Raw genomic sequence first — 12,599 nt, 5'->3', positions numbered from 1 at the left:
TAAAGGCGCGCAAATTGGGCAGTGTTGAAAGTAAGCTGATAGTTCCGTCTCTCCTTAAGGAATTACCGACGCTATTTTCAGTCTGGTCTCTCGGTTGTTATCGGCCATGCAGGATCAAAGATTAACCATGGGTGACAAAATGCCTGACTCATCGCAACTCGTTATCGGCGCTGACCTCGCTGGCCAGCCAATCGCCCAGGCCATGCGCCTGGCGAACCGTCACGGTTTGGTAGCGGGCGCTACCGGGACCGGTAAAACCGTTACGTTGCAGCGCCTGGCCGAAGCGTTCAGCGATGCAGGCGTGGCGGTGTTCGCGGCGGACATCAAAGGCGACTTGTGCGGCCTGGGCGCCGCCGGTAACCCTCAAGGCAAGGTCGCGGAGCGGATCGCCGGCATGCCCTGGCTGAACCATAAGCCTCAGGCGTATCCGGTAACCCTGTGGGATATTCACGGTCAGTCCGGTCATCCATTGCGCACCACTTTGAGCGAAATGGGGCCGTTGCTGCTCGGCAGCCTGCTGGAGCTGAGCGACAGTCAGCAGTCGGCACTTTATGCGGCGTTCAAGGTGGCCGACCGCGAAGGGCTGTTGCTGCTGGATTTGAAAGATTTGAAGGCTCTGCTCAATCACCTGCGTGATAACCCCGTATTACTGGGCGATGACGCGGCACTGATGACCACCGGTTCCAGCCAGGCACTGTTGCGCCGTTTGGCGACGCTGGAACAGCAGGGCGCCGAAGCGTTGTTCGGTGAACCGGCACTGCAACTGGAAGATATTTTGCAACCGGCGATGGACGGTCGCGGGCGCATCCACTTGCTCGACGCCAGCCGTCTGGTGCACGAAGCGCCGAAGGTCTACGCGACGTTCCTGCTGTGGTTGCTGGCTGAATTGTTCGAGCAACTGCCGGAACGCGGCGATGCCGATAAACCGCTGCTGGCGCTGTTTTTCGACGAGGCGCACTTGTTGTTCGCCGGTACGCCCAAGGCGTTGCAGGATCGTCTGGAACAAGTGGTGCGGCTGATCCGTTCGAAAGGCGTGGGCGTGTATTTCGTCACCCAATCGCCGGGGGACTTGCCGGATGATGTGCTGGCTCAGTTGGGCCTGCGTGTTCAGCATGGCTTGCGCGCGTTCACCGCCAAAGAGCAGAAATCCCTGCGGGCAGTGGCCGAGGGCTTCCGGCCGAACCCGGCATTTGATGCCTTGTCGGTGTTGACTGAGCTGGGCATCGGCGAGGCGTTGGTCGGCACCTTGCAGGACAAGGGCACGCCGGAGATGGTCCAGCGTGTACTGGTCGCACCGCCGCAATCGCGGATCGGGCCGCTGACCGAGACTGAGCGCACGGTGCTGATTGCCGGTTCGCCGTTTAAAGGGCGATATGACAAACCGGTTGATCGCGAATCGGCCTATGAAGTGCTGATGGGGCGCAAGGGGTTGGCGCCGGAGCCTGAAACCGCGCCGGGCAAACCTGCCCCCGAAGAGCCGAGTTTCACCGAACAGGCCGGGGAATTCCTCGGTACGGCCGCAGGACAGGCGCTTAAATCGGCGATGCGACAGGCGGCCAATCAATTGGGCCGACAACTGGTACGCGGGTTGATGGGGTCATTGCTTGGGGGCAGTAAGCGCCGCTAGCGAGTGTACGCAGTCAAAATGTGGGAGCGGCGGTGTGGCGCTCCCACATTAAATTTGAGTCAGGATTTAGGTTTTGCGTGCGCCGCAAGGCGCTCCAGCGCCGCCCTTAGATTCGGGTCGGTAATCCCGTCAGCCGTCGCTTGAATGGTCGCCGCGGCATCCGTCGACAAATCCATGGTATGCCCAGCCGCTCCTTGCTGAACGGTCGGTGGCTGCACCTTGAACAGGATCCGCGTCAGGCTGGCGAACTCGTCGAACAGCTGTAACTGGCGTTGCAGACGCTTTTGTTGATAACGCAGGCGGGTGGCCCAGTGACCGTCGGTGACAATCAGCAATAAACTGCCTTCGCGCCACGACGCCACATGGCAATGCTCGCGGGCGGCCGGTTGCAGCTGGCTTTCCACCAGACGTTGCAAATGACCCAGGCGTTGAGCGTGGCCAAAGATGGCTTTCAGCGGTTTGGCTTCGCGAAGCAGAACGGCGGGTGCTCTGGCCGTGAGAGGGCGAAATGCCATGATCGAACACCTGAAGTAACAGAACGGCCATGGTAACAGAAAGCACCCGCTGGTCCCGACCCATTGCTTTACGAGCGCTTTACCCATTAAATCAACGAGTAACTTGTACCCTCAATGGGTTGAAGTTCAGTAAAAAGCCCTTATTTTAAGTGAGCCCCGTCACAGCGCAGTGCATGCATCGTGGAACAACGCCACTTTCCTCACCATCGTTTCCGGGTAGAATGCTCGTTCGCATGCGGCCATGAGGGCTGCACGGGCGACTCACGGGGCCGCCCTCCATCCCTTTAGTGTGGAAGATCCTGCCGATATGTTTGCGCCTTTGTTAAAGAAACTTTTTGGAAGCAAGAACGAGCGTGAAGTCAAACGCATGCTCAAGACGGTGCAGCTCGTCAATGCCTTCGAAGAGCAAATGGTGGCCCTTTCGGACGATCAATTGCGTGCCAAGACCAACGAGTTCAAGGCCCGCCTCGCCAAAGGGGAAACCCTCGACAAGCTGCTGCCAGAAGCCTTTGCGGTCGCCCGCGAAGCCGGTAAGCGCGTCATGGGTATGCGCCACTTCGATGTCCAGCTGATCGGCGGCATGACCTTGCATGAAGGCATGATCGCGGAAATGCGTACCGGTGAAGGCAAGACCCTGGTGGCAACACTGGGCGTTTACCTCAACGCGCTGTCCGGCAAGGGCGTGCACGTTGTGACGGTGAACGACTACCTGGCACGTCGTGACGCCAACTGGATGCGTCCGCTCTATGAATTCCTCGGCATGACGGTCGGCGTGGTCACGCCATTCCAGCCGCCGGAAGAGAAGCGCGCCGCTTACGCCGCCGACATCACCTACGGCACCAACAACGAATTCGGTTTCGACTACCTGCGCGACAACATGGCGTTCAGCATGGAAGAAAAATTCCAGCGCGAACTCAATTTTGCCGTGATCGACGAAGTCGACTCCATCCTCATCGACGAAGCCCGTACCCCGCTGATCATCTCCGGTCAGGCCGAGGACAGCTCCAAGCTGTACATCGAGATCAACAAACTGATCCCGCAGCTTGAATTGCACATCGAGGAAGTCGAAGGGGAAGTCACCAAGGCCGGCCATTACACCATCGACGAGAAGACCCGTCAGGTCGAACTCAACGAAGCCGGTCACCAGTTCATCGAAGAAATGCTCACCCGCGTCGGCCTGCTGGCTGAAGGCGAGAGCCTGTATTCGGCGCATAACCTGGGCCTGTTGACTCACGTCTATGCCGGCCTGCGTGCGCACAAACTGTTCCATCGCAATGTCGAGTACATCGTGCAGGACGGTCAGGTGGTGCTGGTCGACGAACACACCGGCCGTACCATGCCGGGTCGCCGTTTGTCCGAAGGTCTGCACCAGGCCATCGAAGCCAAGGAAAACCTGAACATCCAGGCCGAGAGCCAGACCCTGGCGTCGACCACGTTCCAGAACTACTTCCGTCTGTACAACAAGCTGTCCGGCATGACCGGTACCGCGGACACCGAAGCGTTCGAATTCCATCAGATCTATGGCCTGCAGGTCATGGTCATCCCGCCGAACAAGCCGTTGGCGCGTAAAGACTACAACGACCTGGTGTTCCTGACCGCCGAAGAGAAATACGCGGCGATCATCGGCGACATCAAGGAGTGCATGGCTCAGGGCCGTCCAGTGCTGGTGGGTACCGCCACCATCGAAACGTCCGAGCACATGTCCGGCCTGCTTCAGAAGGAAGGCATCGAACACAAGGTTCTGAACGCCAAGTTCCACGAAAAAGAAGCCGAAATCATCGCTCAGGCCGGTCGTCCGGGTGCACTGACCATCGCCACCAACATGGCCGGTCGTGGTACCGACATCCTGTTGGGCGGTAATTGGGAAGTGGAAGTGGCTTCGCTGGAAGACCCGACCCCTGAGCAGATTGCCCAGATCAAGGCCGACTGGCAGAAACGTCACCAGCAAGTGCTGGAGTCGGGCGGCTTGCAGGTGATCGCTTCCGAGCGTCACGAATCGCGTCGTATCGACAACCAGTTGCGCGGTCGTGCCGGTCGTCAGGGCGACGCCGGTTCCAGCCGTTTCTACCTGTCGCTGGAAGACAGCCTGATGCGCATCTTCGCCTCTGACCGGGTGAAGAACTTCATGAAGGCGCTGGGCATGCAGTCCGGTGAAGCGATCGAGCACCGCATGGTGACCAACGCCATCGAGAAGGCTCAGCGCAAGGTTGAAGGCCGCAACTTCGACATCCGTAAGCAGCTGCTTGAGTTCGACGACGTCAACAACGAACAACGTAAAGTGATCTATCACATGCGTAACAGTTTGTTGGCCGCCGACAATATTGGCGAAACCATTGCCGATTTCCGTCAGGACGTGCTCAACGCAACCGTCAGCGCACACATTCCGCCACAATCGCTGCCTGAGCAGTGGGACGTGTCCGGTCTGGAAGCGGCGTTGCAGAGCGACTTCGGTGTGGCGCTGCCGATCCAGCAATGGCTCGACGAAGACGACCACCTGTACGAAGAAACCCTGCGTGAGAAGCTGCTCAACGAACTGATCGCCGCGTACAACGAGAAAGAAGACCAGGCCGGTGCCGAAGCACTGCGCTCCTTCGAGAAGCAAATCGTACTGCGCGTGCTCGACGACCTGTGGAAAGACCACCTGTCGACCATGGATCACCTGCGTCACGGCATTCACTTGCGTGGTTATGCGCAGAAGAACCCGAAGCAAGAGTACAAGCGCGAGTCCTTCACCTTGTTCTCCGAGCTGCTGGATTCGATCAAGCGCGACTCGATTCGTGTGCTGTCGCACGTTCAGGTGCGCCGCGAAGATCCGGAAGCCGAAGAGCAACGTCTGCGTCAGGAAGCCGAGGCGCTGGCTGCGCGCATGCAGTTCCAGCACGACGAAGCGCCTGGCCTGGAGCAACCGGAAGTGTTGGGTGAAGAGATCGATGTAGCTCTCGCCACCGCACCGGTACGCAACGAGCAGAAGCTGGGCCGCAACGAGCTGTGCTACTGCGGCTCGGGCAAGAAGTACAAGCATTGCCACGGGCAGATCCAGTAAACCCCGTTTCAAACGCTGAAATACCCGCGCCGCGACCGGCTTCTGCCGTCGCGGCGTTTTGCCATTTAAACCACCGTCCATCGCACTGACGGTGCCAACATTTTTTAAGGAGCGCATTCATGGCTGTTGGTCTTGGTCCTTTGCCAACGTTGCACCCGGTTGCCGGTTTTGAACTCGGTATCGCCTCGGCCGGTATCAAGCGCCCGGGGCGCAAGGATGTCGTGGTCATGCGCTGTGCCGAAGGTTCCACAGTGGCGGGCGTGTTCACCCTGAACGCCTTTTGCGCCGCTCCCGTGATCCTGGCCAAGCAACGCGTGCAAGGTCCGGTACGTTACCTGCTGACCAACACCGGCAATGCCAACGCCGGCACCGGCGAACCAGGCCTGGCCGCCGCCGAGCGCACCTGCGCCAAGCTGGCCGAGCTGACCGGCGTTGATGCCAGCCTGGTGCTGCCGTATTCCACCGGCGTGATCGGCGAACCGCTGCCGGTCGAGAAAATCGAAGGCGCGTTGCAAGCTGCCCTCGATGATTTGTCGGAAAACAACTGGGAAGCTGCCGCCACCGGCATCATGACCACCGACACTCTACCCAAGGGCGCCAGCCGTCAGTTCCAGCATGACGGCGTGACCATCACTGTCACCGGCATCAGCAAAGGCGCGGGCATGATTCGCCCGAACATGGCGACCATGCTCGGTTACATCGCCACCGACGCCAAAGTCTCCCGCGAGGTGCTGCAAAACCTGCTGCTGGACGGCGCCAACAAGTCGTTCAACCGCATCACCATCGACGGCGACACCTCGACTAACGACTGCTGCATGCTGATCGCCACCGGCAAGGCCGCACTGCCGGAAATCACCCGTGCCGAAGGCGAGCTGTTCGCCAAGTTGAAACAAGCGGTATTCGAAGTGTGCATGGACGTGGCCCAGGCCATCGTGCGTGACGGCGAAGGCGCGACCAAGTTCGTCACCGTTGAAGTCAACGGCGGCGGCAATCACCAGGAATGCCTGGACGTCGGTTACACCGTGGCCCACTCGCCGCTGATCAAGACTGCGCTGTTCGCCTCCGACCCGAACTGGGGCCGCATCCTGGCCGCTGTAGGCCGTGCCGGTGTACCGAACCTGGACGTGAGCAAGATCGACGTATTCCTTGGCGAGGTGTGCATCGCCAGCCGTGGCGCGCGTTCTGCCACCTACACCGAAGCCCAGGGCGCGGCGGTGATGCAGCAGGAAGAAATCACCATCCGCATCGAGCTGGGTCGCGGCGATTGCAGCGAAACCATCTGGACCACCGACCTGTCCCACGAATACGTGAAGATCAACGCCGAGTACCGCACGTAAGACAGATCGCTTTCGCGGGCAAACCTCGTTCCTACAGGTCACACCACCTGTAGGAGCGAGCGGTGCGGCGATCCGACTTGCCCGCGAAGACGGACCACCAGACGCTAAAGATTCTGGCTTGTACTCTTACCAAAAGGCGCCCGAACATGAGCCTCCACCTGATCATCGGCGACACACTGTATTCTTCCTGGTCCCTGCGCGCCGCGCTGGCCCTCGACCTGACCGGCGCGTCCTACACCGAAGAACTGATCAAGCTGAACCAGCCGGACACCCGCGCACGCGTGCTCAAGCATTCGCCGACCGGGAAAGTCCCGCTGCTGAAAAGCGAACACGGCACCATCGCCGATTCGCTGGCGATTGCCGAGTACCTGGCCGAGCAATTTCCCGATGCCGGCCTCTGGCCCAAAGACACCGCCGCCCGAGCCCAGGCGCGTTCGGCCTGCGCGCAGATGCACAGCGGTTTCTTCGCCATGCGCGGCAACATGCCGTTCGACCTGAGCCACAATGCGCCGTTGTTGCCGACTCCGCCTGACGTTCAGGCCGAGATCGAGCGCATGCTGGCGTTGTGGGCTGAATGTCGTGCGGCCGCGACTGAAGCCGGCCCGTTCCTGTTCGGTGGCGCGACCCTGGCCGATGCGTTTTTCGCACCGATCGCCGTCCGCCTGCGCACCTATCAAGTGAAGCTGCCCGAGGTCGATGCAGCCTATGTCGAAACCATTTACCAATGGCCAGCTTTCAAGGCCTGGCAGAAGGCAGGTCTGGAGGAGGTCGGGCAGTGAAACGAGTACACGTGGCCGCGGCGGTTATCCGCGATAGCAACGGCAAGATCCTCATCGCCCGGCGTGCCGACACCCAGCATCAGGGCGGCTTGTGGGAGTTCCCCGGTGGCAAGGTCGAGGATAACGAATCCGTCGAAACCGCCCTGGCCCGCGAGCTTCACGAAGAGTTGGGCATTGTGGTCAATACCGCGCGACCGTTGATCAAGGTTCGCCACGACTACCCGGACAAGCAGGTGTTGCTGGATGTCTGGGAAGTCTCGGCGTTTACCGGCGAACCCCATGGTGCCGAAGGCCAGCCTTTGGCCTGGGTGACTGCGCGGGAACTGCTGGACTACGAGTTTCCGGCCGCCAACCAGCCGATCGTCGCGGCTGCACGCTTGCCCGGCGAATACCTGATCACCCCGGACGGTCTGGAAACCCCGGCCTTGCTGCGCGGTATCCAGAAAGCCATCGCGGGCGGCATCAAGCTGATTCAGTTGCGTGCGCCCAATGGCTATGACCCGCAATACCGCGATCTGGCGGTGGACGCGGCGGGGCTGTGTGCCGGCAAGGCGCAGTTGATGATCAAGGGGCCGTTTGAATGGCTGGGGGACTTCCCGTCCGCCGGTTGGCACATCACTGCCGCGCAGTTGCGCAAGTACGCGGCGGCCGGCCGACCGCTACCAGCGTCGCGCTGGTTGGCGGCGTCCTGCCACAACGCTGAAGAACTGGCGCTGGCCGAGCAGATGGGCGTGGACTTTGTGACCCTGTCGCCGGTGCAGCCGACCCAGACGCACCCGGATGCTCAGCCGCTGGGTTGGGAGCTGGCGTCGACTTTGATCGAAGGCTTCAGCAAACCGGTGTTCTTGTTGGGTGGTGTTGGCCTGGTAGAGCGGCAGAAAGCCTGGGAAGCGGGCGCGCAGGGTGTGGCGGGGATTCGGGCGTTCTGGCCTGAGGCTTGATTTGCAGTGCTGTGATCATTCCCACGCTCCGCGTGGGAATGATCAGTCGATCAGTTTGAAGGTTTCGCCGCAGGCTGCCATAAAATCTCGGCAATCCCCTGGCGCTTGGCAATCAACCGTGCCGCCACAAACAACAAATCCGACAACCGATTGATATACGCCAGGCCCACCCCGGCCAACGGTTCGATCGTATTCAACTGCTGACACCGGCGTTCGGCACTACGCGCCAGGCTGCGGCACACGTGGGCCTGGGCAATCAGCGCCGAACCGCCGGGCAGAATGAAATTCTCCAGCGGCCCCAGCTCTTCATTCCACACATCAATGGCCGCTTCCAGCCGTTCGATTTCTGCCGTGTTCAGTGCCTGATACACCGGCATCGCCAGTTCGCCACCGAGGTCGAACAACCGATGCTGGCAGGGCGCCAATACCTCGATCACTTCGCCAAGCCCTGGAAACTCGCCACTTTGCGCCGCCAACCCGGCCAACAGCACGCCCACCTGGCTGTTCAGCGTATCGACCTCGCCAATGGCCTCGATTCGCGGATGGTCCTTGGGCACCCGGCGGCCGTCACCAAGCCCGGTTTCGCCTTTGTCACCGGTGCGGGTGTAAATCTTCGACAAACGAAAGCCCATGGTTACCTCGACAGCTGATTGAGTTCTTGAGAGTTCACCGCAGTGCCCGACAAAGGCAGGCGCAAGGTGAAGCAAGTGCCTTGGCCCGGCGTCGATTGCACCTCCATCTGGCCCTTGTGGTTGTTGGTGATGATGAAATACGAAACCGAGAGCCCAAGACCGGTGCCCTGACCGATTTCCTTGGTGGTGAAGAACGGCTCGAACGTGCGTTTGCGCACGCTTTCGCTCATGCCGATGCCGTTGTCCTCGACCTGGATTTCCGCCCACGGCGGATTCAGTTTTGTGCGCAGAATGATCCGCCCCGGTTCGCGGTCGTCTGTACGCTGGTGAATGGCTTGCGCAGCGTTTTTCAGCAGGTTGAGCAGCACCTGTTCCAGTTCGTTGGCGGTGCCGGGTACCGGGCCCAGCGCCGGATCGAACTGGCGAATGATCGCCTGGCCCTTGAAGTCGAAGCCGATGGCCAGGTCGAAGTCGTTGCCGGCGATTTCCACCGCTTGATCGATCAGTGCCGGCAGGTCGCATGGCGCCATTTGCCGAGTGCTGCGGCGGCTGAAGCTGAGCATGTGGGTCACGATCTTCGCCGCCCGGGCGCCAGCCTGCTGAATGCCGTCGAGCAGCTGCGGTACTTCACGCGCTTTCAGGTACTTATTGACCGTTTCCAGTTCGATGCCCATTTGCTCGGCCTGTTCGAGGTTCTTCGGCAGGTCGGGGGACAGACGTCGACGAATGTTCTGCACATTGTGCAGGATTGCGCCCAGCGGGTTGTTGATCTCATGGGCCATACCGGCGGCGAGGCCGCCGACCGAGAGCATTTTTTCCGACTGCACCATCATCTCTTCCAGGGACAGACGCTGGGTGATGTCGTCGATCCGGATGACCACGCCACGTCCGGCACCGCCCATCAACGGGTAGAACGTCAGGGCGTAATGCCGGGGTTCGTCGTCCTTGGGCCAGGTAACGCGTTCGATCTTGGCCACCGTATGCTGCTCGACGGTTTGCTTGAGCTGCGGCAGGAACGGCTTGAGGGGTTTGAAGGCGAGAAAGATCGGCTGGTTCAAGGCTTCGTCGAGGCGCGTGCCGGACAGTGCGCTGGCCTCCTGATTCCACTGGGTCACGTAAAGCTGCTCGTCGAGGGCGATCAGTGCCGATGGCATGGAGTCGATGATGCTGTTGAGGTAGTTCTGGAAACCGGTAAGTTTTTTCTCGATCTTGCTCCGCACCTGAACTTCCAGTTCCAGCTTGCGGTTGGTGTGACGGGTTTCTTCGGCCAGCCCCTGGGCCTGGTCGTAAGCCGCCTGGGAATCGTCGCGGGCGCGTTTGAGCTGCTGCTCCCGGGCCTCGATGCGCGAGAGCATGGTGTTGAACGCTTCGGCGAGGCTGCCGATTTCGTCGTGGTTGCCGCGAGAGGCGCGCAGGGCGTAGTTCTCTTCCCGGGTGACTTGCCGGGACAGCTCTTCGAGCTGATGGATGGGGCGGGTAATCAGGCGTTTGATCTGCCGGGCGATCACCAGCCACAACAGCACGCTGAAGATCAGAATCCCCAGGCTGGCGGTCAGGGTCCCGGTGTAGAACGCCATCGGCAACTCGCTGCTGGCCACCAGCAGCAAATGCCCGGGAGCGGTGCCGGGGCGGGGCAGGGTGATCACTTGATTGCTGCGAAACTCCGTGGCTTGCCAGGCTTCGAGGTGCTGGTAGTGCTCTGGCAGGCTCAGCATGTCGCCGTGTTGCAGCTGCGCCAGACGCGTACCCGTGCCGTCGTAAAGGGCTGCCGCACGCAGTGGTGAATAACTGTTGAGTTCGTTGAGCAGGCGTTCGGCGTTTTGCGGCGACTTCAGGGCGTCGGACACCAGGCTCGGGTTGGACACCAGTCGGCCGATGGTCTGCAGGGCCTGGGGGGCCATGCTTTCCTGGGAGATGTAATACGCGGCACTGATAAAGGTCAGGTTGGCGACCAGCAAAACGGTGGTCAACAGCACCAGCAGGGCGGCCAGCAGTTTCTGGCCGACCGGAAGGTTTTCAAGGCGCTGGCGCAATGGCATCAGGTTCATCGCTGAAAAGGAACAAGTGGCCAGCGTAGCCGCTGCTCAGTCGCTGGGCAATCCAAGGCTGTGCAGATGAGCGATCAAGCGCTGCTGCAATTGATTGAGGTGGGGCAGGTTCAACTGATGCCGCGACGCAACTTTACAGGCATGGCCCAACAGGTAGCTGATTTCGGTGCGGCGCTGATTGGCGACATCCTGGTACATCGAGGAGAAATTGGTCGCGGTAGCCTTGATCACCCGTTCGACTTCCTCCCGGAGGTTTTCGGCTGCCGCCGGCTGGCCGCAGCGCTCCAGCAGTTCGGTGAGTTCGGCGCACAGGGTGGCCACTTCGCACTGATGTTGCTGCAAACCGCCGTTGCGGCATTCGTGCAGGACGGTCAACGGGTTGATCGCACAATTGAGCGCCAGCTTGCGCCACAGCCTTGTGAGAATGTCGGTGCTCCACTCATGGGGAATGCCGGCGTCGCTCAAGTCCTCCAGCCAGAACGGTGCCACTGGATGGCCGGCATCTCCCAGCCAGGTGTAACCATGACCGGCAAACACCACACGCCAGTCGCCATCGCGAAACGCGCCTTCGGTACTGGAAGCGAAGATGCAGCGGGCATGCGGGACTTGCGCGGCGACGGCGTCCTGGCTGCCAAGGCCGTTTTGCAACAGGATCAGTTCGGCGTCCGGTGTCAGGCGGTGGGCGAGCTGGGCCACGGCTGTTACGGCGTCATAGGCTTTACAGGCTACCAGCAGACGGCTGATCGGCCCGTCGCTGTCGGCTGTTTCGCCAGGCACCGGGTACAGCTGCGCTTCGCCGTGCTCGACCAGTGTCAGCCCGCCCGCCGCCTGATAGGCCTGCAGGCGTGCCGCGTCCCGTACGATCAGCCTGACCGGCACTGAAGCCCGTGCCAGACGGGTGGCCCACAACGTGCCGAGGCTGCCGGCGCCCAGAACATGCCAAGGGGTAGACATCAGCTTTTTACTCGGTTTGTCGCTGGCATGTGAGGCTCGCAGTATCGGTTGGAAAAGACCCGTTATAATGAGCCCGATTTTAACCGCAAGCCAAGCGCGCTCCATCGTTATCGAGCGCGCCTTTTTATTGGAGAAATTACATGCCGTCGTTCGACGTGGTATCCGAACTGGACAAACACGAAGTCACCAACGCGGTCGAGAACGCCGTCAAGGAACTCGATCGTCGTTATGACCTGAAAGGCAAGGGCAGCTTCGAGTTCAAGGAAAAAGACCTGACCGTCAACCTGACCGCTGAAGCCGATTTCCAGCTCGAAGCGATGATCGAGATCCTCAAGCTGGCCCTGGTCAAGCGCAAGATCGACGTGCAATGCCTTGAAGTCAAGGATGCCTATGCGTCGGGCAAGCTGATGAAGCAGGAAGCGGTCCTCAAGGAAGGCATCGACAAAGAGCTGGCGAAGAAAATTGTCGCTCACGTCAAAGATGCCAAGCTCAAGGTCCAGGCTGCCATTCAGGGTGAGCAGGTGCGTATCACCGGTAAAAAACGTGACGATCTGCAGGAAGCCATCGCCGCCCTGCGTGCCAAAACTTTCGACATGCCGCTGCAGTTCAATAACTTCCGCGACTGATCTTTCAAGCGGGAACCTCTCGGCGATTTCGACGTCCGAGGCCCAAGCAACGGCAGAAACGACCGAGCCTTATGGGGTCGGTCTTTCTGCCGCTCAT

10 protein-coding genes are annotated in these 12,599 nt (G+C 60.5%); 6 read left to right on the top strand and 4 right to left on the bottom strand.

Annotation, left to right across the window (positions count from 1 at the left end):
- The first annotated feature begins 139 nt into the window (after positions 1 to 139).
- Positions 140 to 1,627, top strand: coding sequence for a helicase HerA-like domain-containing protein (locus AC1DQM_RS22600; RefSeq protein ID WP_111454752.1), 1,488 nt, complete (start codon positions 140 to 142; stop codon positions 1,625 to 1,627).
- Between the two features lie 59 nt (positions 1,628 to 1,686).
- Here the strand turns inward: AC1DQM_RS22600 and AC1DQM_RS22595 are convergent, their stop codons facing one another.
- Positions 1,687 to 2,142 (bottom strand): DUF721 domain-containing protein, encoded by a 456-nt coding sequence (locus AC1DQM_RS22595; protein WP_018926518.1) that lies wholly within the window; start codon positions 2,140 to 2,142, stop codon positions 1,687 to 1,689.
- A gap of 307 nt (positions 2,143 to 2,449) precedes the next feature.
- Here AC1DQM_RS22595 and secA point away from each other — a divergent pair, with 307 nt between their 5' ends.
- The 4 genes from secA (at position 2,450) to AC1DQM_RS22575 (ending at position 8,242) form a co-directional block, all read left to right on the top strand.
- Positions 2,450 to 5,185, top strand: a complete 2,736-nt coding sequence (gene secA / locus AC1DQM_RS22590) for a preprotein translocase subunit SecA (RefSeq protein WP_018926517.1) — start codon at positions 2,450 to 2,452, stop codon at positions 5,183 to 5,185.
- 119 nt (positions 5,186 to 5,304) lie between these two features.
- Positions 5,305 to 6,522 carry a bifunctional glutamate N-acetyltransferase/amino-acid acetyltransferase ArgJ gene (argJ, locus tag AC1DQM_RS22585; RefSeq protein ID WP_019581492.1) on the top strand — a complete coding sequence of 406 codons (1,218 nt, stop codon included), beginning with the start codon at positions 5,305 to 5,307 and terminating at the stop codon, positions 6,520 to 6,522.
- A 146-nt stretch (positions 6,523 to 6,668) separates the two neighbouring features.
- Complete coding sequence (locus tag AC1DQM_RS22580) at positions 6,669 to 7,301, top strand: glutathione S-transferase family protein (RefSeq protein WP_477746886.1); 633 nt, start codon at positions 6,669 to 6,671, stop codon at positions 7,299 to 7,301.
- Entirely contained in the window at positions 7,298 to 8,242 is a 945-nt protein-coding gene (locus tag AC1DQM_RS22575) for a Nudix family hydrolase (RefSeq protein WP_477746885.1), read from the top strand. The genes AC1DQM_RS22580 and AC1DQM_RS22575 overlap by 4 nt, the downstream gene beginning before the upstream one ends.
- Positions 8,243 to 8,292: 50 nt before the next feature.
- On the opposite strand, the gene AC1DQM_RS22570 is transcribed toward AC1DQM_RS22575, so the two are convergent.
- The 3 genes from AC1DQM_RS22570 to AC1DQM_RS22560 are packed head-to-tail and all read right to left on the bottom strand — an operon-like array spanning position 8,293 to position 11,876.
- On the bottom strand, positions 8,293 to 8,874 hold the full coding sequence (locus tag AC1DQM_RS22570; protein ID WP_018926513.1) for a cob(I)yrinic acid a,c-diamide adenosyltransferase: 582 nt from the start codon (positions 8,872 to 8,874) through the stop codon (positions 8,293 to 8,295).
- Positions 8,875 to 8,876: 2 nt separating this feature from the next.
- Entirely contained in the window at positions 8,877 to 10,913 is a 2,037-nt protein-coding gene (locus AC1DQM_RS22565) for a sensor histidine kinase (protein WP_064621203.1), read from the bottom strand.
- 45 nt (positions 10,914 to 10,958) lie between these two features.
- Positions 10,959 to 11,876 (bottom strand): putative 2-dehydropantoate 2-reductase, encoded by a 918-nt coding sequence (locus AC1DQM_RS22560; RefSeq protein WP_026346058.1) that lies wholly within the window; start codon positions 11,874 to 11,876, stop codon positions 10,959 to 10,961.
- Positions 11,877 to 12,016: 140 nt separating this feature from the next.
- Between AC1DQM_RS22560 and AC1DQM_RS22555 the strand changes: the two genes are divergently transcribed.
- A complete protein-coding gene (locus tag AC1DQM_RS22555) occupies positions 12,017 to 12,502 on the top strand; it encodes a YajQ family cyclic di-GMP-binding protein (protein ID WP_018926510.1) in 486 nt (161 codons plus the stop codon).
- Positions 12,503 to 12,599 lie beyond the last annotated feature (97 nt).

This window comes from Pseudomonas sp. 01L34, from assembly GCF_056400265.1.
This window is presented reverse-complemented; position numbering and strand designations above follow the sequence as displayed.

What these genes read in the sequence shown, in the direction of transcription:
- AC1DQM_RS22560 (WP_026346058.1), bottom strand. Translation starts at nt 11,876, where the DNA reads ATGTCTACCCCTTGGCATGTTCTGGGCGCCGGCAGCCTCGGCACGTTG.
- argJ (WP_019581492.1), top strand. Translation starts at nt 5,305, where the DNA reads ATGGCTGTTGGTCTTGGTCCTTTGCCAACGTTGCACCCGGTTGCCGGT.
- AC1DQM_RS22580 (WP_477746886.1), top strand. Translation starts at nt 6,669, where the DNA reads ATGAGCCTCCACCTGATCATCGGCGACACACTGTATTCTTCCTGGTCC.
- AC1DQM_RS22595 (WP_018926518.1), bottom strand. Translation starts at nt 2,142, where the DNA reads ATGGCATTTCGCCCTCTCACGGCCAGAGCACCCGCCGTTCTGCTTCGC.
- secA (WP_018926517.1), top strand. Translation starts at nt 2,450, where the DNA reads ATGTTTGCGCCTTTGTTAAAGAAACTTTTTGGAAGCAAGAACGAGCGT.
- AC1DQM_RS22570 (WP_018926513.1), bottom strand. Translation starts at nt 8,874, where the DNA reads ATGGGCTTTCGTTTGTCGAAGATTTACACCCGCACCGGTGACAAAGGC.
- AC1DQM_RS22555 (WP_018926510.1), top strand. Translation starts at nt 12,017, where the DNA reads ATGCCGTCGTTCGACGTGGTATCCGAACTGGACAAACACGAAGTCACC.
- AC1DQM_RS22600 (WP_111454752.1), top strand. Translation starts at nt 140, where the DNA reads ATGCCTGACTCATCGCAACTCGTTATCGGCGCTGACCTCGCTGGCCAG.
- AC1DQM_RS22565 (WP_064621203.1), bottom strand. Translation starts at nt 10,913, where the DNA reads ATGCCATTGCGCCAGCGCCTTGAAAACCTTCCGGTCGGCCAGAAACTG.